Raw genomic sequence first — 19719 nt, forward strand, 5'->3', positions numbered from 1 at the left:
CCGGGCGGCCAGCCTTCGGGCAAGCCTTGAGTGAAGCAGAAAATGCCCCGCCCGCGCGCAAAACACGCGCAAGGGCGACGTGACGAATGGCGTCGTGTCGCTCAGTCAAGGTCAATTGAATCCTGTGGCGAGGGAGCTTGCTCCCTTGCCACAGAACTTTAATCGACGCCAGGAATGAACAGCATTGCAGCCTCGTCCGGCACTTTCCTCGGAAAACCTGTCGAGTCGTTCAACCCGACGCCTGCACCTCAAACCGCAATCGAACGTGCAGACGCAAAAAAGCCGGGAATTTCCCGGCTGCCGCATCATACACACGTTTTCCCAAAGGATCACCCCGCCCGACGCTTTAGCCGCCGGGCGGAGCCCCCAGGTCAACGTCGAATCAAGGCTTGGCCTTCTCCAGGTAGTGGAAGAAGTCGCTGCTTGGGTCCAGGACCATGACGTCGGATTTGTTCGCAAAGCTTTCACGGTAGGCACGCAGGCTACGGTAGAACCCGTAGAACTCCTGGTCCTGGCCGTAGGCCTTGGCGTAGATCGCAGCCGCCTGGGCGTCGCCATCACCGCGAACCTCTTCCGATTCACGATAGGCTTCGGCCAGCAACACGCGACGCTGACGATCGGCGTCGGCACGAATGCCTTCCGCCAGCTCGTTACCCTTGGCGCGGTGCTCACGAGCCTCACGCTCACGCTCGGTGCTCATCCGCTCGAACACGCTGCGGTTGACTTCCTTCGGCAGGTCGATGGCCTTGACCCGGACATCGATCACCTCGATACCCAGCTCCTTTTCCGCCATCGAGTTCAGCGAACGGGTGATGTCGGCCATGAGCGCATCACGCTCACCGGACACCACTTCATGCAGCGTGCGCTTGCCGAACTGGTCACGCAGGCCCGATTCCAAACGACGGGACAGACGTTCGTCGGCGATCTGCTTGAGGCCGGAGGTCGCGGTGTAGAAACGCTCGGCGTCCTTCACGCGCCACTTGGCGTAGGCATCCACCATCACGGCTTTCTTTTCCAGCGTCAGGAAGCGTTGCGTCGGCGCATCCAGCGTCATCAGGCGGGCGTCGAACTTGCGCACCTTGTTGACGTACGGCACTTTCACATGCAGCCCCGGCTGGACATCAGCCTGGACCACGCGACCGAATTGCAGCAACACCGCACGCTCGGTCTGAGCCACGATGTAGAAGCAGTTCCAGGCAGCGATCGCCACGACGACACCGACAATAAGGGCGATCAGCGATTTATTGCTCATCAGCGACTCTCCCTGGTACGTGCTTGCTGTTGCTGCAGGTCCGCCGCCGCGCGGGCATTGGCTTCATTGCTGGCGGCCGACGTGCTGCCGACAGGTGGCGCGGTGACGCTGCTGCGTCCCCCTTCGACCATCTTGTCCAGCGGCAGGTACAGCAGGTTGCTCTGGCCATTCTTGTTGCCGGTCACGAGGACCTTGCTGGTGTTGCTGAAGACTTCCTGCATGGTGTCCAGGTACAGGCGCTGACGGGTCACCTCAGGGGCCTTGCGGTACTCGGCCACCAGCTTGGTGAAACGATCGGCCTCACCCTTGGCGCGGGAAACCACTTCATCGCGGTAACCGTTGGCATCTTCGATGATGCGCTGGGCCTGGCCACGTGCTTCCGGCACGACGCCGTTGGCATAGGTTTCGGCCTGGTTGCGCGAACGCTGCTCGTCTTCACGGGCACGGATCACGTCATCGAAGGCTTCCTGGACTTCACGCGGCGCCGCGGCGCTCTGCACGTTGACCTGGGTCACCGTGATACCGGTGCGATAGGTATCGAGGAACCGTTGCAGGCGCTCCTTGATCTCGCTGGCCATCAGCTCGCGGCCTTCGGTCAGGACCTGGTCCATGGCGGTGGAACCCACCACATGGCGCAGGGCACTTTCGGTCGCGTGCTGCAGGCTGACTTCCGGCTGGTCGACATTCAGTACGAAGTCTTGCAGGTTGGTGATCTTGTACTGCACGGTCAGCGGCACTTCGACGATGTTCTCGTCTTCGGTGAGCATCTGGCCCTGCTTGCTGTACGCACGTTCACGCGTGACGTTTTCCAGGTACTTCTGGTCGATCGGCGGGAAATAGATGTTCAGGCCCGGGCCGACGGTCTCGTAGTACTTGCCGAAGCGCAGCACCACGGCCTGCTCCTGCTCGTCCACGACATAGACCGCACTGTAAAGCCAGACAGCCGCCAACACGACGAGACCGATGCCGAGCAGGCCGAAACCGCCGCTCTTGCCCGGACGGCCGCCGCCATCATCACCACGTTTTTTACCGCCACCGAACAAACCGTTCAGGCTTTCCTGCAGCTTTCGGAAGGCCTCGTCGAGATCCGGCGGCCCCTTGCGGTCGCCGTTGTTACGACGCTTGCCACCCCAAGGATCCTGATTGTTCGAGTTGCCACCCGGCTCATTCCAAGCCATAGCGCTCTCCATCTGATAAAGCAAAGACGCACCCACGGCGCGCCGACCAATGCTACAGAATGCCTGACACCGCTTTCTCAGGCTTTTATTGCAAAGTGTGTTGCTCGATGAATTCCATCGGTTGCAGTCCTTCGCGACTGACCAGACGGTTCAGCTCCGATCGAGGCAGGCGCACCGCCAGCAGGCAGGTGCCTTCGTCGTCGTGTTCTTCTTTTTGCACCGCGCCCAGCTCGAAGAACTGGGCACGCAGCCGGGCGAAACGTTGCGGCAACTTCAGGGTTCCCACGAACAGATCGTCGCCGAGCAGCTCGGCCACGGCCTGCTTGAGCAGGTCCAGGCCGCTGCCGTCGCGGGCCGACAACCAGACCCGTTGCGGCTTGCCGTCGGCATCGCGCTGGATCTGCGGCTCCACGCCCTCGAGCAAATCGAGTTTGTTGTATACCTCGAGGATCGGCAAGTCCTGGGCCCCGATCTCGCCCAGCACCACCATCACCTGCTCGATCTGCAGCATCCGGTCCGGCTCGGCGGCATCGATCACGTGCAGCAGCAGGTCGGAGTTGCTCGACTCTTCGAGCGTAGCCCGGAAAGCCTCGACCAGTTTGTGCGGCAAGTGACGGATGAAGCCCACGGTGTCGGCCAGCACGATCGGCCCGAGGTCGTCCAGGTCGAGCCGGCGCAGGGTCGGGTCGAGCGTGGCGAACAACTGGTCGGCGGCATAGACGTCGGATTGGGTGACGTTGTTGAACAGGGTCGATTTGCCGGCGTTGGTATAACCCACCAGTGAAACCGTCGGGATCTCCGCGCGCTTGCGGCCGCGTCGCGATTGTTCGCGTTGGCTGCGGACCTTTTCCAGGCGCCCCTTGATCTGGCGCAGGCGAACCCGCAACAGGCGCCGGTCGGTTTCCAACTGGGTTTCACCCGGGCCGCGCAGGCCGATACCGCCCTTTTGCCGCTCAAGGTGAGTCCAGCCGCGAACCAGCCGCGTACTCATGTGCTCAAGCTGGGCCAGTTCGACCTGGAGCTTGCCCTCATGGGTGCGGGCGCGTTGGGCGAAGATATCGAGAATCAGACCGGTCCGGTCGATCACGCGACACTCGAAGACACGTTCGAGGTTGCGTTCCTGGCTAGGCGTGAGGATGTGATTGAAAATCACCAAATCGACGTGCTCGGCCTTGATCAGGTCGCGCAACTCCTCGACCTTGCCACTGCCGATCAGGAACTTGGCGGTTGGCCGATGACGCGGCACGTTGAAGAACGCGACGGTCTCGGCGCCGGCCGAAAGTGCCAATTCCTGAAACTCCTGCGGATCTTCGCGCGCCTCAGGGTCCTGTCCATCCAGGTGAACGAGAATGGTCCGTTCACCACCACCGTGGCGCTCAAAGAACAAAGGAGGCTCCTATCAGGCGTTACCCGGTTCAGCGTCACCGCCTTCGGATTCGGTTGCGCTAGGCAGACGAATTGGACGAACTGGCACAACGGTGGAGATCGCGTGCTTGTAGACCATCTGGCTGACGGTGTTTTTCAGAAGGATGACGAACTGGTCGAAAGACTCGATCGTGCCTTGCAGTTTGATCCCGTTGACGAGATAGATGGACACCCCAACTTTTTCTTTACGTAAAGTGTTCAAGTAAGGGTCTTGTAGCGAATGCCCTTTTGACATGTGCCGCACTCCTTTAAGGATCAATAATAAAAATCGGAATCAGATGGCTTGGGCCGTCACACCCCCAAGGATAGACGGCAATTGCAAGGACTCAGCTCAATATGGAGATGGTCCCGAGGTATTTCAAGGCGCGTGGCAGATTGTCGCAATCGAGACTGTCGAGCCAATGCAGGTCAGTCCAGCTGCGCAGCCAGGTGAACTGGCGTTTCGCCAATTGGCGCGTGGCAATGATCCCACGCTCCTGCATCTCGGCTGACGTCAGCTTGCCGTCAAGGTAATCCCAGACCTGGCGGTAACCCACAGCACGTATAGACGGCACCCCGGCATGCAGGTCACTTCGCTTACGCAGGGCTACGACCTCGTCGATGAATCCCTGTTCCAACATTAATGTGAATCTTTGTTCAATTCGCCGGTGCAGCACTTGCCGGCTCGCCGGAGCGATGGCCAGATTCGCGACAGTATAGGGCAATTGTTGCAGTCCCGAAGCGGCTGCTTCAGTACTTTGCGCAGATTGTCGCTGGCGCAGGGCAGTCATGCTCAGGCCACTGACCCGATAAACCTCCAGCGCCCGGCTGAGCCGCTGCGGATCGTTGGGATGAATGCGCGCGGCCGATTCCGGGTCGATCAGCGCCAATTGCGCGTGCAGGACCTGCCAGCCAAGGCGCGCGGCCTCTTCTTCGATCTGCGCGCGGACCTCGGGATCGGCCGCTGGCATGTCCGCCAGGCCGTCCACCAAGGCTTTGTAATACAGCATGGTGCCGCCCACCAGCAGTGGGATCTTGCCGCGCGCGGTGATCTCGGCCATGGCCTGGAGCGCGTCGCGACGAAAATCCGCCGCCGAATAGGCCTCGGCCGGGTCGAGAATATCGATCAGGCGGTGGGGAAATTCGGCCAGCAGCGCCTTGGACGGCTTGGCGGTGCCGATGTCCATGCCTCGGTAGACCAGCGCCGAGTCGACGCTGATCAGCTCGCAGGGCAAGACCTTGGTCAGTTCGATGGCCAGGTCGGTCTTGCCGGCGGCGGTCGGCCCCATCAGGAAAATCGCGGGTGGCAACTGGCTCATCAACGACCGCGCAAGAACAGTTTGTCCAGGTCATCCAGGCCCAATTGGGTCCAGGTCGGCCGGCCATGGTTGCATTGGCCGCTGCGCTCGGTGTTTTCCATGTCCCGCAGCAGGCCGTTCATTTCCGGCAGGGCCAGGCGCCGGTTGGCGCGAATCGCGCCGTGGCAGGCCATGGTGCCGAGCAGTTCGTTCAGGTGCGCCTGGATGCGGTCGCTGGTGCCGTACTCCATCAGGTCCGCCAGCACGTCGCTGACCAACCGATTGGCCTCGGCCTGCTTCAGCAAAGCTGGAATCTGGCGGATCGCCAGGGTTTCCGGGCCCAGGCGCTGCAATTCGAAGCCCAGGCGCTGGAACCAGCCCACGTGCTCTTCGGCGCAATCGGCCTCGCGCTGGCTGACGGCCAGGGATTCGGGCACCAGCAGTGGCTGGCCGCTGAGGCCTTCGCTGGCCATGGCGATTTTCAGCCGCTCGTACATGATCCGCTCGTGGGCGGCATGCATGTCCACCAGGACCAGGCCCTGGGCGTTTTCCGAAAGGATGTAGATGCCCTTGAGCTGCGCCAAGGCGTAACCCAAGGGCGGAATGTCGCCCTGGCCGTCGGGCAAGGCCGTGGCACCGGCTTCAGGCAGCGGCTTGAAAAACTCGCGGTAGGCCGCCTGGGCCTCGGCTGCCGGTACAGTCGATTGCGGGCGTGGTGTGTATTGGTATTGATAGCCGCTGCCGGCACCGCTGCCGGCCGGGTTGTAGCTTGGCTGGGGCTGGGGCTGCTCCAGCAGCGCATTGGCCGCCAGGCGCATTTCGCCCTGGGGACCGAACTCGCCCGCCTCCAGCCCCGTGGGCCGGACCATGCCACCCACCGCGGCCGGCGCCGCGAGCTGGTCTTCCGGCCGCACATCGCCCAAGGCGCGGTGCAAGGTGCCATACAGGAAATCGTGGACCATGCGGCCGTCACGGAAGCGCACTTCGTGCTTGGTCGGGTGCACGTTGACGTCCACCACCGCCGGGTCGACTTCGAAAAACAGCACGAAGGTCGGGTGCCGGCCGTTGAACAGCACATCGCGATACGCCTGGCGCACCGCGTGGGCCACCAGCTTGTCGCGCACCGCCCGACCGTTCACGTAGAAATACTGCAAGTCGGCCTGACTGCGGGAAAAGGTCGGCAACCCGACCCAGCCCCACAGCCGCAGACCGTTGCGCTCCACCTCGATGGGCAACGCCTGTTCGAGGAAGCCCGCGCCGCACACCGCCCCCACGCGCCGGGCGCGGGCCGCGTCATCATGGGCCTCGTGCAGGCTGAGGATGGTCTTGCCGTTGTGGCGCAAATGGAACGCCACGTCAAAACGCGCCAGGGCCAGGCGCTTGATGACTTCTTGCAGGTGATCGAATTCGGTTTTCTCGGCCTTGAGAAACTTGCGCCGCGCCGGGGTATTGAAAAACAGGTCGCGCACTTCCACCGACGTGCCCACCGGATGGGCGGCCGGCTGGACTCGGGACGCCATGTCCCGGCCTTCGGTCTCGACCTGCCAGGCCTGGTCGGCGTCGCGGGTACGGGACGTGAGGGTCAAGCGCGACACCGAGCTGATGGACGCCAGCGCCTCGCCGCGAAACCCCAGGCTCATGACCCGCTCAAGGTCTTCCAGGTCGCGAATCTTGCTGGTGGCGTGGCGCGCCAGGGCCAGCGGCAGGTCATCGGAGGAGATACCGCCGCCGTCATCGCGCACCCGCAACAGCTTGACGCCACCCTGCTCGACATCCACATCGATCCGCTTGGCGCCGGAGTCGAGGCTGTTTTCCAGCAATTCCTTGATCACCGACGCCGGGCGCTCGACCACCTCGCCGGCCGCGATCTGGTTCGCCAATCGCGGGCTGAGCAGCTCGATGCGGGCGTTGCTGCCGATCACTTCATCGCTCATTGCTTGGACGCCACTTCGTTGCCGGGAATGGTCAGGGTCTGGCCGATCTTCAGTTCGTCACTCTTGAGGTTGTTGGCACTGCGCAGCGCGGCGGGCGACACCTGGTAGCGCACCGCGATCATCGCCAGGGTCTCGCCCGGGCTGACCCGATGGTCCCGCGGGCCCTGGGCGATCTTGCCGGAATCGCGCAGCCAGGCGATGTAGGTACCCGGTGGCGGGTTCTGCTGGAAGAACTGCCGCACACCGCTGCTGATGGAACGGGCCAGCGCCTGCTGGTGGCTGGCCGACGACAGCTTCGACGCTTCGTTGGAGTTGGAGATGAAGCCGGTTTCCACCAGGATCGAGGGGATATCCGGCGACTTGAGCACCATGAACCCGGCCTGTTCGACGCGCTGCTTGTGCAGCGGCGTGACCCGGCCGATGTTGCTCAGGACCTTCTGGCCGACGTTCAGGCTGGAGGTCAACGAGGCGGTCATCGACAGGTCGAGCAATACGCCGGCGAGCATGCGGTCCTTGTCATCGAGGCTGACGTTGCCGGCACCGCCGATCAGGTCGGAGCGGTTTTCACTGTCGGCCAGCCAGCGGGCGGTCTCGGACGTGGCGCCCCGGTCGGACAAGGCAAACACCGACGCCCCAAATGCCGCCGCGGAAGGTGCGGCGTCGGCGTGGATGGAGACAAACAGGTCGGCGCCTTTCTTGCGGGCGATTTCGGTACGCCCGCGCAACGGAATGAAGTAGTCGCCGGTACGGGTCAGCTCGGCGCGGAAACCTTTCATGCCGTTGACTTGGCGTTGCAGCTCACGGGCGATGGACAGCACCACGTCTTTTTCACGCTGCCCACGGGAGCCCGAGGCACCTGGGTCTTCGCCGCCGTGGCCGGCGTCGATCACCACGATGATGTCGCGCTTGCCGGCCGGTGCCGGTGGCAACTTGATAGCCGGTTCGGCCGGGGTCACCGGCACCGCAGGCACCGTGGCGACATTGGTCGGCGGTGGTGGTGGCGGCGCGGCGTCGGCCGGGTTGTCGAACAGGTCCACCACCAGCCGATTGCCGTACTGGGCATTGGGGGCCAGGGTGAAGCTCTTCGGGGTCACGGCCTTTTTCAGGTCGATGACCACCCGCAGGTCGGTGGGCGTGCGCTGGGCCGAACGCATGGCGGTAATCGGTGTGTTGGCGGTGGCCACGTTCAGCGGCGCGCCCAGGGAGGCGCCATTGATGTCAATCACCAGGCGGTCGGGGGCGGTCAGGGTGAACACGCTGTGCTGCACCGGCCCCGTCAGGTCGAACACCAGTCGAGTGTTATCCGGCGCCCGCCAGAGGCGAACGCTGTTGACCTTTGTCTCGGCCACAGCATCGACGGCCAGTGCCGTAAGCAACAGTCCTACGACAGCAACCACCGCGCGAAAGCGCATACCAAACCCCATCATCAATAGTTTTCCAATGCCAACGCGGCACACCACGACTCGCCACGCGAGCCTTGCGGCGTCAGTTTCAGCGAACGCCCGCCATTCTGCGCGCCAATGGTAATGGTCAGGTCAGGCTTTGGCAAAAAGCCTGCACCCTTGTCGGGCCATTCGATCAGGCACAAGGCGTCATCTTCGAAATAATCGCGGATACCGAGAAATTCCAGCTCTTGCGGATCCACCAACCGATACAGGTCGAAATGAAAAGCGCGTATGTCGCCGATCTCGTAGGGCTCGACCAAGGTGAACGTAGGGCTTTTTACCGAGCCGACGTGGCCGAGGCCGCGAATGATGCCACGGGACAAGGTGGTTTTCCCCGCACCAAGATCACCTTCGAGAAAAATCAGGCCATGGCCCGCCGTGGTGCGTGCGATGCGCGCACCGAATTCCGTCATGGCGTCTTCGTCCGCCACGTACAGGGTTACTTCAGACACGGTGAATGCTCCTCCAACAACTGACGAATGGCCGGGATCAGGTCGGTCGCTGCCACCCCCCGGCCCAACTGACCGGCCTGGGCACCGGCATTGGCGTGCAGCCATACCGCCAGACAGGCAGCCTCGAACCCTTCCATGCCCTGGGCCAGCAACGCACCGACCACCCCGGCCAGGACATCCCCCAGACCAGCGGTGGCCATGGCTGGATGGCCCTGGCGGCACACCGCCAGGCGACCGTCCGGGCTGGCAATCAGGCTGCCGGCGCCCTTGAGGACGACCGTAGCGGCGTACTGTTCGCTCAGCGCACGGGCCGCCGCCGGACGGTCAGCCTGCACCTGGGCCGTGGATATCCCCAGCAACCGCGCCGCCTCCCCCGGATGCGGTGTGATGACACAATCCCCCGGCAGACTGACAGCGCCGCTGCCCAGCAGGTTCAGCGCATCGGCATCCCAGACCTGCGGCAGCGGCGCATTGGCCGCCGCCGACAACAGGCTGCGCCCCCACGCGGCCTGGCCCAGGCCCGGACCGACCACCACGACACTGGCTTGCTTAAGCAGGCCCATCAATTGGTTGGCCGAATGCGTGCCCTGCACCATGACCTCGGGCAAGCGCGTCAAGGCCGACGCTACATGCTCGCTGCGGGTGGCCATGGACACCATGCCCGCGCCGCAGCGCAGGGCGCTTTCGGCGCTCATCTGGATCGCGCCGCCAAAACCCCGATCGCCGCCGATCAGCAACACATGGCCGAACTTGCCCTTGTGGGCGGTGGCGGCGCGCGATGCCAGGCGTGGCAGATTGTGCGCCGAGAGCAGTCGAGCGCTGACCGGCGCCGATTCGACGAGATCCGGGTCGGCCTGCAGGTCGTTGAACACTGGCTCACCGACCCGGTCCGCCGCTTCGCCGGTGAACAGCCCCAGCTTCAGACCGATGAAGGTGACGGTCAGGTCGGCCGTCACCGCCGTGCCCAGCACCCTTCCAGTGTCGGCACACAAGCCCGAGGGGATGTCCACCGCCGCCACCGGCAGGCCACTGACGTTAATGGTGTCAATGGCACGCACATACGGTTCGCGAACCTCGCCGTTCAGGCCAGTGCCGAGCAATGCGTCCAGCAGCACGCCGCGCAATTCGGATTCGTCCGACCACGGCTCCACCGGCACACCCACGGCAATGGCTTCGGCGTGGGCATTGGCGGCATCCCCCTGCAATCGCCGGGGCTCGCCCACCGCCAGCACCCGCACCGTCCAGCCCGCACGGCGCGCCAGGGTCGCAACCAGGTAGCCGTCGCCGGCGTTGTTGCCGTGACCGGCAAGTACGGTCAACTCACGGGCATCGGGCCAGCGCCGGACGATTGCGCGCCAGGTGGCGCGGGCCGCGCGCTGCATCAATTCGAAGCCCGTGGTGCCTGCCGCGATCAGTTGCGCGTCGAGGGCCCGCACTTGCGCGGCGCTGTACAGCGCGTCGGGAAAATCATCTTTAGTGTGCGGCATGCGTCTTCGGGCTCCGATGTCTGGCAGAATTATACGCATCTCAGCTCCGGTTTCTCTCGCCTCATGCCCGCCATCCCCACAGACCTCCCCGCCCTCGCCCAATCCATCAAGGAGTGGGGCCGCGAGCTGGGCTTCCAGCAGGTCGGCATCAGCGGCCTGGACCTCGCCGAGCATGAACTGCACCTGCAACGCTGGCTCGAAGCGGGCTACCACGGCGAAATGGACTACATGGGCGCCCATGGCAGCAAGCGCTCGCACCCCGAAGAGCTGGTGCCCGGCACCCTACGGGTGGTGTCCCTGCGCATGGACTACCTGCCGGGCGACACCCAGATGGCGCAAATGCTCGGCCAACCGGAAAAAGCCTACGTCTCGCGTTATGCATTGGGCCGCGATTACCACAAATTGATCCGCAAGCGCGTGCAACAACTGGCCGAAAAAATCCAGGCCGTCATCGGCCCCTTCGGTTATCGCGCCTTCGTCGACAGCGCTCCGGTCCTGGAGAAAGCCATCGCCGAACAGGCCGGGCTTGGCTGGATCGGTAAAAACACCCTGGTACTGAACCGCAAGGCCGGCAGTTACTTCTTCCTGAGCGAGCTGTTCGTCGACCTGCCGCTGCCGACAGATCCACCCCATGCCAGCGAGCATTGTGGAAAATGCACCGCCTGCCTGGATATTTGTCCGACGAACGCCTTCGTCGGGCCCTACGTGCTGGATGCCCGTCGCTGCATTTCCTACCTGACCATCGAGCTCAAAAGCGCCATTCCGGAGGCATTGCGACCGTTGATCGGCAACCGAGTGTTCGGTTGCGACGACTGCCAGATCGTCTGCCCCTGGAACCGCTTCGCCCGCCCCTCTGGCGAGAGCGACTTCAAGCCGCGCCATAACCTCGACAACGCCGGCCTGGCCGAGCTGTTCCTGTGGGACGAGCAAACGTTTCTCAGCAGCACCGAAGGCTCGCCGCTGCGGCGGGCCGGCTACGAACGCTGGCTGCGCAACCTGGCGGTCGGCCTGGGCAACGCCCCCTCAACCATCCCGGTGTTGCAGGCGCTGGAAGCGCGGCGCGACTACCCCTCGGAACTGGTGCGCGAACATGTCGAATGGGCGCTGCGCCAGCACGCGCAACGTCAGACCTCGTCGTTATAGACGAACTTCGGCATTTCCCAGTGAAAGCGGATCGCCAGGAGCCGCAGCAGGAAACCGCCGAACAAGGTGATGAGGATCGCCTGTTCGCTCGGCAATTGCAGGTAGACACAGAGCAGGTAGCACCACGCCGCGGCAAACGAGACGCTGGCGTACAACTCGCGACGGAAGATCAGTGGAATATCGTTGCAGAAGATGTCCCGCAGGATGCCGCCAAACACCCCGGTGATCACCCCGCTGACCGAGGCCACCAGCATGCCGTGGCCCATTTCCAGGGCCGTCATGCAGCCGATCAGGGTGAACGCCACCAGACCCAGGGCATCGAGCACCAGGAACAACGAGCGCAGATGGCGCATCCAGCGCGCCAGGAAAACCGTCAGCATCGCCGCCGCGGTGGTCAGCACCAGGTACTCCGGGTGTTTGACCCAAGTGAGCGGGTAATGCCCGAGCAACACGTCACGCACCGAGCCGCCACCCAGCGCGGTGACGCAGGCAATCAGCACCACGCCAAACCAGTCCATGCCGCGACGCCCGGCAGACAGGGCGCCGGTCATGGCTTCGGCGGTGATGGCGATCAGGTAAAGCATCAACAACATGATGGCGGTCCTTGCAGGAGGGCGCGCAGTCTAGCCATTTCGGACAGGCACCAAAAGAGGGCAGCTCCGACATGCCCAACACGGAACCCGTGGCGAGGGGATTTATCCCCGTTGGGCTGCGCAGCAGCCCCTGATACGCCTGACCAAGCGACCTGACACACGGGGTATCAGGTTTTTGGGGCTGCTACGCAGCCCAACGGGGATAAATCCCCTCGCCACAAGAGCGGAGCAAGCTCCCTCGCCACAACAGCAATCCCGCTGGGGGCCGGTCAGAACTTGATGAAATGCTTGCGGTAATGCTGCAACTCGGCGATGGACTCGCGGATGTCGTCCAGGGCCAGGTGGCTGCCGCCCTTCTGGAAGCTGTCACGCACGTGCGGCGCCCAGCGGGCCGCCAGCTCCTTGAGGGTGGAGACGTCCAGGTTGCGGTAATGGAAGTAGCTTTCCAGGGATTTCATGTGGGTATAAAGGAAGCGGCGGTCCTGGCAGATGCTATTGCCGCAGATCGGCGACTTGCCTTTCGGCACCCACTGCTCCAGGAAGGCGATGGTCTGGGCCTCGGCCTCGGCCATGCTGATCTTGCTGTCGCGCACTCGCTGGGTCAGGCCCGAGCCGCCGTGCTGGCGGGTATTCCATTCGTCCATGCCGGCGAGGATTTCGTCGCTGTGATGGATCGCAATCACCGGGCCTTCGGCCAGGGTGTTGAGGTCGCTGTCGGTGACGATGGTGGCCATTTCGATGATGACGTCGGTGTCAGGGTTCAGACCGGTCATTTCCAGGTCGATCCAGATCAGGTTCTGCGGATTTTGCATGGGGGGCTCCTCGGCGTAGCCCAGCAGTTTAGCCTAGGCCGGCCCTCGGGCGTGCTAAACTCGCGGCCGTTTTACCTAATCGCTGCATTTCTTCATACGGAACACCCATGGCCAAACGCCAACTCAATCGTCGTCAGAACTGGCGCATCGAAAAGATCCAGGGCGAACGCGCCGCCCGCGCCGCCAAGCGCGAATCCAGCGCTGTCGAGGCCCTGGAGGGTGGCGACCTGGGCCCTGAACAGACCGGCCTGGTGATCGCGCACTTCGGTGTGCAGGTCGAGGTCGAGGCCCGCGAAGGCGAGTTGGCCGGCCAGGTGTTCCGCTGCCACCTGCGGGCCAACCTGCCGGCACTGGTCACCGGCGACCAGGTGGTCTGGCGCGCCGGCAACCAGGGCATCGGCGTGATCGTGGCGCAATTGCCGCGCCACACCGAGCTGTGCCGTCCGGACAGCCGCGGCCAGCTCAAGCCGGTGGCGGCCAACGTCGACATGATCGTCATCGTGTTCGCCCCGTTGCCCGAGCCCCATGCCAACCTGATCGACCGTTACCTGGTGGCCGCCGAACATGCCGGCATCCGCCCGTTGTTGCTGCTCAACAAGTTCGACCTGATCGACGCGCACAACGCCCCGGCGCTGAACGCCCTGCTGTCGGTCTATCGGGACCTGGGCTATCCGGTGCTGGAAGTCTCGGCCCACCACGGCAACGGCATGGAGCAGTTGCAACGGCAACTGGACGGGCGCATCAGCGTATTCGTCGGCCAGTCCGGGGTCGGCAAGTCGTCGCTGGTCAACAGCCTGCTGCCAGAGGTCGAGACCCGTGTCGGGCCGCTTTCCGAACTGTCCGGCCAGGGCACCCATACCACCACCACCGCGCGGTTGTTCCACTTCCCCGGCGGCGGTGAACTGATCGACTCGCCGGGCATCCGCGAATTCGGCCTGGGCCACGTCAGCCGGGCCGATGTGGAAGCCGGTTTCATCGAGTTCAACGAGTTGATCGGTACCTGCCGCTTCCGCGACTGCAAGCACGACCGCGAACCCGGTTGCGCCCTGCTCAAGGCCCTGGAAGAAGGCCGCGTGCACCAACAACGGATGAACAGCTACCGCTCGATCATCGCCAGCTTGCCGGACAGCAGTTACTGACTGTAGGAATACACAATTTCCGTGGCGAGGGAGCTTGCTCCCGCTTGAGCGCGAAGCGCTCACCAAAAGGACTGCTTTGCAGCCCGGCGGGAGCAAGGTCCCTCGCCACGGGAATTGCGAAAGATAAAAAAAAGCCGACAGTCATGTCGGCTTTTTCATGGGTCACTGCCCAGGCGTTGCGGGCGGTTTGGGCGCCGCATCGTCAAACAGGTTCAACCGTTCGCGCAGTTCGTGGGCCGGCACCGGTTGCTGGTCCGCCGGCAACGCGTTCGGGTCCACCGCCGCGCCTGACGGCGTTGCCGGGGCTTCACCGGGGGCGCCCTGACCCTGGACAGGGTCTGGCGCCGGGTCGTTGGTTTGCGAACCTTCGATGGCTTTTTGAGCCTTCTTGGTCAGCACCACGATGTCGATACGCCGGTTGATCGGGTTGAACGGGTCCTTGCGGTCGAACAATGCCGAGGAGGCATAACCGACCACCCGCGCCACCTGCTCATCCGGATAACTGCCAGCCACCAGGGCGCGACGTGCGGCGTTGGCGCGGTTGGCAGAGAGCTCCCAGTTACCGTAGTCACCCTTGCCGACGTACGGCTTGGCGTCGGTATGGCCGCTGATGCTGATCTTGTTCGGCACCGCCTTGATGGTGTCGGCCATGGCCAGCAGGATGTCCTCGAAATAAGGCTTCAGGCGCGCGCTGCCGGAGTCGAACATCGGCCGGTTCTCGGCATCCGTGATCTGGATGCGCAAGCCGTTCGGCGTGATCTCGAACAGGATCTGGTCCTTGAACTTCTGCAATTGCGGGTTCTCGTCGACCTTGTTCTGCAACTCCTGCAGCAGCAATTCCAGGCGCTCGCGCTCGACCTGCTCGGCCATGCCCTCGACCTGATCGGTGTCCACCGTCACCTTGTCGGGCTGTGGCTGGGACTTGACTTCAGGGTTGAGGGTATTGTCCGGCGCCAGGGTCGGCGAACCACCCAGGTCGATGATGTAGGGCGTGCCACTTTCGGAGAAGCCGATCGGGTCCTTGAAGTAACCGGCGATGGCGATTTTCTGCTCCGGGGTGGCCGTGGACAGCAGCCACAGCACCAGGAAGAACGCCATCATCGCCGTCGCGAAGTCGGCAAAGGCGATTTTCCAGGCACCCCCGTGGTGTCCAGCGGCGATGCGCTTGACACGCTTGATGATGATCGGCTGGTTATTTTCCATATCAGCGACCGCGAACTGCTTGTTCCAGCTCGGCGAAGCTTGGACGGTGCGCCGGGTACAGGACCTTGCGGCCGAACTCCACCGCCAGCGACGGCGGCATGCCCGAGGCAGACGCTACCAGGGAAGCCTTGATGGCCTCGTAGACGTTCAGTTCTTCCTTGGCGTCATGGGCCAGGGAATGGGCCAGGGGGCCGAAGAAGCCATACGCCGCCAGGATACCGAAGAAGGTACCCACCAGCGCCGCACCCACGTGCAAGCCGATGGACGCCTGGTCGCCTTCGCCCAGGGACGCCATGGTCACCACGATCCCCAGTACCGCCGCAACGATACCGAAGCCGGGCATGCCATCGGCGATGCCGGTGACCGCGTGGGATGGGTGTTCCAGGTCTTCCTTCAGGTTGTAGAGCTCCATGTCGAACAGCCCTTCGAGCTCATGGGGCGCCATGTTGCCCGAGGACATGATCCGCAGGTAATCGCAGATGAACGCCGTCATGCGGGCGTCCTTGAGCACGGCTGGGTACTTGGCGAAGATCGGGCTGGCGGCGGCGTCTTCGATATCGCCTTCGATCGCCATCATGCCTTCGCGGCGGCTTTTGTTGAGGATCTCGTACACCAGCCCCAGCACCTCGATGTAGAAGGTATGGGTGAAGCGCGAGCTGAACATGGTCAAGGATTTCTTGATCACGTGCATGGTCATATAGCCAGGGTTGGCCTGCAGGAAAGCGCCAAAGGCCGCACCGCCGATGATCATCACCTCGAAGGGCTGGATCAGGGCGGCAATCTTGCCATGGGAGAGCACGTATCCGCCGAGCACGCTCGCGAACACGACAATGATGCCGATAATTTTAGCCATAGATAGAAAGTACTTATTTAAGTCGGGTTCAAGGTCATATTCGGAAGCTGAAAAATCTCTTCTTCTACTTATCGGCAAAACTGCGCCAGACTATAGCCAGTTCCGGCGAAAAGCCAATTTGCCCCGTTCCGGGCGTAGATAATTCATGGGATGATCGCGTCCAACCATGGCTAATGTATCGAACGTCCCGACTCCAAGACCGTCCACCCTCGAAGGCTGGGTAAAGCTGCTCCAGGGTGTCCACCTGCCGGTGCCCCAGGCCAGCCACGACCTGGTCTGCAAGGCGCTTGCCGACAGCCGCCGCTCGTTGCGCGACATCGCCGAGCTGATGCAGGAAAGCCCAGCCCTGGCCCTGAGCGTCATCCGCGAAGCCAACCATCACACCCATGGCAGCCTCGCCGAACCGGCGGAAAACCTTGAAGTCGCCCTCAACCGCCTCGGCCTCAAGCGCACCGAGCAATTGCTCGCGCGCCTGCCTTCGCTGCCCGAGCAGCAGATCCCCGTGACCCTGCGCCAGCTGCAACTGATCAGCCAGCACGCCACGCAACAGGCCAACGGTTTTTTCTCCAGCCGCCTGGCGCGGTTGTGGCAGGACATCCACTGGGGCAGCCTGCTGTTCCTCTCGCCGCTCTGGCCCCTGGCCCTGACGCACCCGCGGCTGCTCGGGGAGTGGGAGCTGCGGGTCATCCATAAAGGCCAGTCGGCCAGCCAGGTCGAGCACGAACTGTTCGGCGTCGGCCTGCTGGAGATCTGCCTGGGCGTGGTCGAAGCCTGGCGCCTGCCGATCTGGGTGGTGCAAGGCTACCGCTTGCTGCTCAACGAACGGCGCGAATTGGTGAAAGTGCTGCGTATCGCCCGGGACAGCGAGCACCCATTGCGCCAGCAGAATCGCCTGGACGATGACCCGACCCTGCGGCGCTGGCTCAATCAGCCGGCCAACACCGTGCTGCTGGCCAACGGCCTGGCCCTTTCCGCGCACCAGGCCTGGGACGCCCCCCACATCGCCCGCTGGCAATACCTCACCAGTTTGTATCTGCAAATTTCAATGGACGATGTCCAGCAGCAACTGCACCAACAAGCCGCCAACAGCGCCCGGCAACACGCCATGCCAGACCTCTGGCACCCGGCCGAGGCCCTGATCTGGCCCTGGGGCAGTCGCCGCGTCCAGCCCGGCCAACGGTCGACGCCCCCGCCCAGCGCCCCGGACCTGAGCCAGTGGCGCAAGCAATGCTCGGCCCTGCTGGTGGAACCGAGCCCGTTCAGCAACGCCATGCACCTGACCAGTTCGGCTCGCGATGTGCTGGTGGCCTGCGGCATGCGCCGGGTGATGATCCTGATGGCCGACCGCAGCCAGACCAGCGTGCGCGTGCACCAAACCGCCGGCCTGGCGAAAGAGGTCGCGGCGATGAGTTTCCCCATCGCCCAGAGCAAGGTCTTGCAGCGGTTGCTGGCCCAACAGGCCCAGGTACGCCTGAACCCGGACAACAATGCCCAGTTCTCCGCGTTACTGCCGCCGGGCCTGCGCGCCCTGTTCAAGGGCGAGCACCTGCTGCTGCGCTCACTGACCTGCAACGGCCGGGTGATCATGCTCGTCGTCGTGGACCAGGGCGGCGGCCCTTTCTCGGACGTCACCGTGCAGGCCTTCGGCAAAACCGTGCAATGCATCGAAAGGGCCCTGCACACCTTTACCAACCGGGGCCGTTGAACTTGCTACAATCCTTTCCCTTTGCGCCCCTGGAGACCTCACATGCCTGACTTCTCTGGCTTGCCGCTGGTGATCGAGCCGAGCGAGCTGCTGCCGCGCCTCGACGCCCGCGAACTGATCCTGGTGGACCTGACCAGCGCCGCCCGCTACAGCACCGGGCACATTCCCGGCGCCCGCTTCGTCGACCCCAAGCGCACGCAATTGGGCCAGCCACCGGCGCCGGGCCTGTTGCCGGCAAAAGCCGACCTGGAGGCCCTGTTCGGCGAACTCGGGCACCACCCGGACGCGGTGTACGTGGTGTACGACGATGAAGGCGGCGGTTGGGCCGGACGGTTCATCTGGCTGTTGGACGTGATCGGCCACGGCAATTACCACTACCTCGACGGCGGCCTGCTGGCCTGGCTGGACGAGGGCCTGCCGGTGTCCACCGACGCACCCGCGCCCGGCGCCAGCCCGGTGAGCCTCACGTTGCACGACGCGCCAACCGCCACCCGCGAATACCTGCAAAGCCGCCTCGGCGCCGCCGACCTGGCCATCTGGGACGCGCGCGGCCCACTGGAGTACTCCGGCGAGAAAGTCGTCGCGGCCAGGGGCGGGCACATTCCCGGCGCAGTCAATTTCGAATGGACGGCCGGCATGGACCAGGCCCGCAGCCTGCGCATCCGCAAGGATATGCCGCAGATCCTCGAACAACTGGGCATCACGCCAGACAAAGAAATCATCACCCACTGCCAGACCCACCATCGTTCTGGCTTCACCTATCTTGTGGCCAAGGCGCTCGGTTATCCGCGGGTCAAAGGCTATGCCGGTTCCTGGGGCGAATGGGGCAATCACCCCGACACCCCCATCGAACGTTGAAGGCTCTTAAGGACCGTTAATGAAAAACCGTTTGTTCATCCTCTCTCAGTACCTGCTGCCCCACCACCTGCTGTCGCGGCTGGCCGGTTGCATTGCCGAATGCCGCGTGCGCTGGTTCAAGAATGCCTTCACCGCGTGGTTCGCCAAGCGCTATCAAGTGGACATGTCCCAGGCCCTGGTGGAAGACCTGACCGCCTACGAACACTTCAACGCGTTCTTCACCCGCGCCCTGAAAGACGGCGCGCGGCCGCTGGACGAAACCCCGGGCGCGATCCTCTGCCCGGCCGACGGCGCGGTCAGCCAGCTTGGCCCGATCGAGCATGGCCGGGTGTTCCAGGCCAAGGGCCACAGCTTCAGCGTGCTGGAGCTGCTGGGCGGCGATGCGGCCAATGCCGCGCCGTTCATGGGCGGTGATTTCGCCACGATCTACCTGTCCCCAAAGGACTACCACCGCGTGCACATGCCGCTGGCCGGCGCCCTGCGGGAGATGGTCTACATTCCCGGACGGATTTTCTCGGTGAACCAGACCACGGCCGAAAACGTGCCGGAGCTGTTCGCCCGCAACGAACGCGTGGCGTGCATCTTCGACACCGAACGCGGGCCAATGGCCGTGGTGCTGGTGGGAGCGATGATCGTGGCCTCGATCGAGACCGTCTGGGCCGGTTTGGTCACGCCGCCCAAGCGTGAACTGAAGACGTTCCGCTACGACGAAGCGGCCCGTGCACCGATCCACCTGGAAAAAGGGGCCGAACTGGGGCGCTTCAAGCTGGGTTCCACCGCCATCGTGCTGTTCGGGCCGAACCAGGTGAAATGGGTTGAAAGCCTGGTGGCCGGTTCGCCGGTGCAGATGGGCCAAGGCCTGGCACTGCCAAAGGCCTGAGTAAAAGATCAAATGTGGGAGCGAGCTTGCTCGCGATGGCGATATAACAGTCACCTCGATGGCGACTGTCCTGGCGTCATCGC

General features: G+C 63.7%; 18 protein-coding genes. 5 read left to right on the forward strand and 13 right to left on the reverse strand.

Annotated features, from left to right (window positions below; all coding sequences use genetic code 11):
• Positions 1-382: 382 nt before the first annotated feature.
• From VM99_05315 to VM99_05355, 9 genes are all read right to left on the reverse strand, one after another.
• Complete coding sequence (locus VM99_05315) at positions 383-1252, reverse strand: membane protease HflC (GenBank protein AKJ97497.1); 870 nt, start codon at positions 1250-1252, stop codon at positions 383-385.
• Positions 1252-2430, reverse strand: coding sequence for a membrane protein (locus VM99_05320; protein AKJ97498.1), 1179 nt, complete (start codon positions 2428-2430; stop codon positions 1252-1254). Before VM99_05320 ends, VM99_05315 begins: the two co-directional genes overlap by 1 nt.
• Positions 2431-2515: 85 nt before the next feature.
• Entirely contained in the window at positions 2516-3817 is a 1302-nt protein-coding gene (locus VM99_05325) for a GTPase HflX (GenBank protein ID AKJ97499.1), read from the reverse strand.
• Positions 3818-3829: 12 nt separating this feature from the next.
• Positions 3830-4090, reverse strand: a complete 261-nt coding sequence (locus VM99_05330) for an RNA-binding protein Hfq (GenBank protein AKJ97500.1) — start codon at positions 4088-4090, stop codon at positions 3830-3832.
• A 91-nt stretch (positions 4091-4181) separates the two neighbouring features.
• Entirely contained in the window at positions 4182-5153 is a 972-nt protein-coding gene (gene miaA, locus VM99_05335; GenBank protein ID AKJ97501.1) for a tRNA delta(2)-isopentenylpyrophosphate transferase, read from the reverse strand.
• Entirely contained in the window at positions 5153-7066 is a 1914-nt protein-coding gene (mutL, locus tag VM99_05340; protein AKJ97502.1) for a DNA mismatch repair protein, read from the reverse strand. The genes miaA and mutL overlap by 1 nt, the downstream gene beginning before the upstream one ends.
• Positions 7063-8493, reverse strand: coding sequence for an N-acetylmuramoyl-L-alanine amidase (locus VM99_05345; protein ID AKJ97503.1), 1431 nt, complete (start codon positions 8491-8493; stop codon positions 7063-7065). The genes mutL and VM99_05345 overlap by 4 nt, the downstream gene beginning before the upstream one ends.
• The gene (locus tag VM99_05350) at positions 8493-8963 is read right to left on the reverse strand and encodes an ATPase (protein AKJ97504.1); all 471 of its coding nucleotides are present in this window, start codon (positions 8961-8963) and stop codon (positions 8493-8495) included. The genes VM99_05345 and VM99_05350 overlap by 1 nt, the downstream gene beginning before the upstream one ends.
• Positions 8951-10450, reverse strand: a complete 1500-nt coding sequence (locus VM99_05355; protein ID AKJ97505.1) for a carbohydrate kinase — start codon at positions 10448-10450, stop codon at positions 8951-8953. The genes VM99_05350 and VM99_05355 overlap by 13 nt, the downstream gene beginning before the upstream one ends.
• 63 nt (positions 10451-10513) lie before the next feature.
• Here VM99_05355 and VM99_05360 point away from each other — a divergent pair, with 63 nt between their 5' ends.
• On the forward strand, positions 10514-11593 hold the full coding sequence (locus VM99_05360; GenBank protein ID AKJ97506.1) for an epoxyqueuosine reductase: 1080 nt from the start codon (positions 10514-10516) through the stop codon (positions 11591-11593).
• On the opposite strand, the gene VM99_05365 is transcribed toward VM99_05360, so the two are convergent.
• Positions 11575-12186, reverse strand: a complete 612-nt coding sequence (locus tag VM99_05365; protein AKJ97507.1) for a membrane protein — start codon at positions 12184-12186, stop codon at positions 11575-11577. The two genes, VM99_05360 and VM99_05365, sit on opposite strands and share 19 nt — an antisense overlap.
• Positions 12187-12455: 269 nt before the next feature.
• Complete coding sequence (locus tag VM99_05370; GenBank protein AKJ97508.1) at positions 12456-12998, reverse strand: oligoribonuclease; 543 nt, start codon at positions 12996-12998, stop codon at positions 12456-12458.
• 107 nt (positions 12999-13105) lie between these two features.
• Between VM99_05370 and VM99_05375 the strand changes: the two genes are divergently transcribed.
• Positions 13106-14137 carry a GTPase RsgA gene (locus tag VM99_05375; protein AKJ97509.1) on the forward strand — a complete coding sequence of 344 codons (1032 nt, stop codon included), beginning with the start codon at positions 13106-13108 and terminating at the stop codon, positions 14135-14137.
• Between the two features lie 162 nt (positions 14138-14299).
• On the opposite strand, the gene VM99_05380 is transcribed toward VM99_05375, so the two are convergent.
• Entirely contained in the window at positions 14300-15340 is a 1041-nt protein-coding gene (locus VM99_05380) for a flagellar motor protein MotB (protein ID AKJ97510.1), read from the reverse strand.
• Between the two features lies 1 nt (position 15341).
• Positions 15342-16193: a flagellar motor protein MotA gene (locus VM99_05385; protein AKJ97511.1), complete on the reverse strand. Its 852-nt coding sequence runs from the start codon at positions 16191-16193 to the stop codon at positions 15342-15344.
• Between the two features lie 166 nt (positions 16194-16359).
• Here VM99_05385 and VM99_05390 point away from each other — a divergent pair, with 166 nt between their 5' ends.
• Genes VM99_05390 through VM99_05400 form a run of 3 tightly spaced genes read left to right on the forward strand, consistent with a single transcriptional unit; the run spans position 16360 to position 19636 of the window.
• The gene (locus tag VM99_05390) at positions 16360-17898 is read left to right on the forward strand and encodes a histidine kinase (protein ID AKJ97512.1); all 1539 of its coding nucleotides are present in this window, start codon (positions 16360-16362) and stop codon (positions 17896-17898) included.
• A gap of 42 nt (positions 17899-17940) precedes the next feature.
• Positions 17941-18756 carry a thiosulfate sulfurtransferase gene (locus VM99_05395; GenBank protein ID AKJ97513.1) on the forward strand — a complete coding sequence of 272 codons (816 nt, stop codon included), beginning with the start codon at positions 17941-17943 and terminating at the stop codon, positions 18754-18756.
• Positions 18757-18775: 19 nt separating this feature from the next.
• Positions 18776-19636 carry a phosphatidylserine decarboxylase gene (locus VM99_05400; protein AKJ97514.1) on the forward strand — a complete coding sequence of 287 codons (861 nt, stop codon included), beginning with the start codon at positions 18776-18778 and terminating at the stop codon, positions 19634-19636.
• The last annotated feature ends 83 nt before the right edge of the window (positions 19637-19719 follow it).

This window comes from Pseudomonas chlororaphis (genome assembly GCA_001023535.1).
Classification (GTDB): Bacteria; Pseudomonadota; Gammaproteobacteria; order Pseudomonadales; family Pseudomonadaceae; genus Aquipseudomonas; species Aquipseudomonas chlororaphis_E.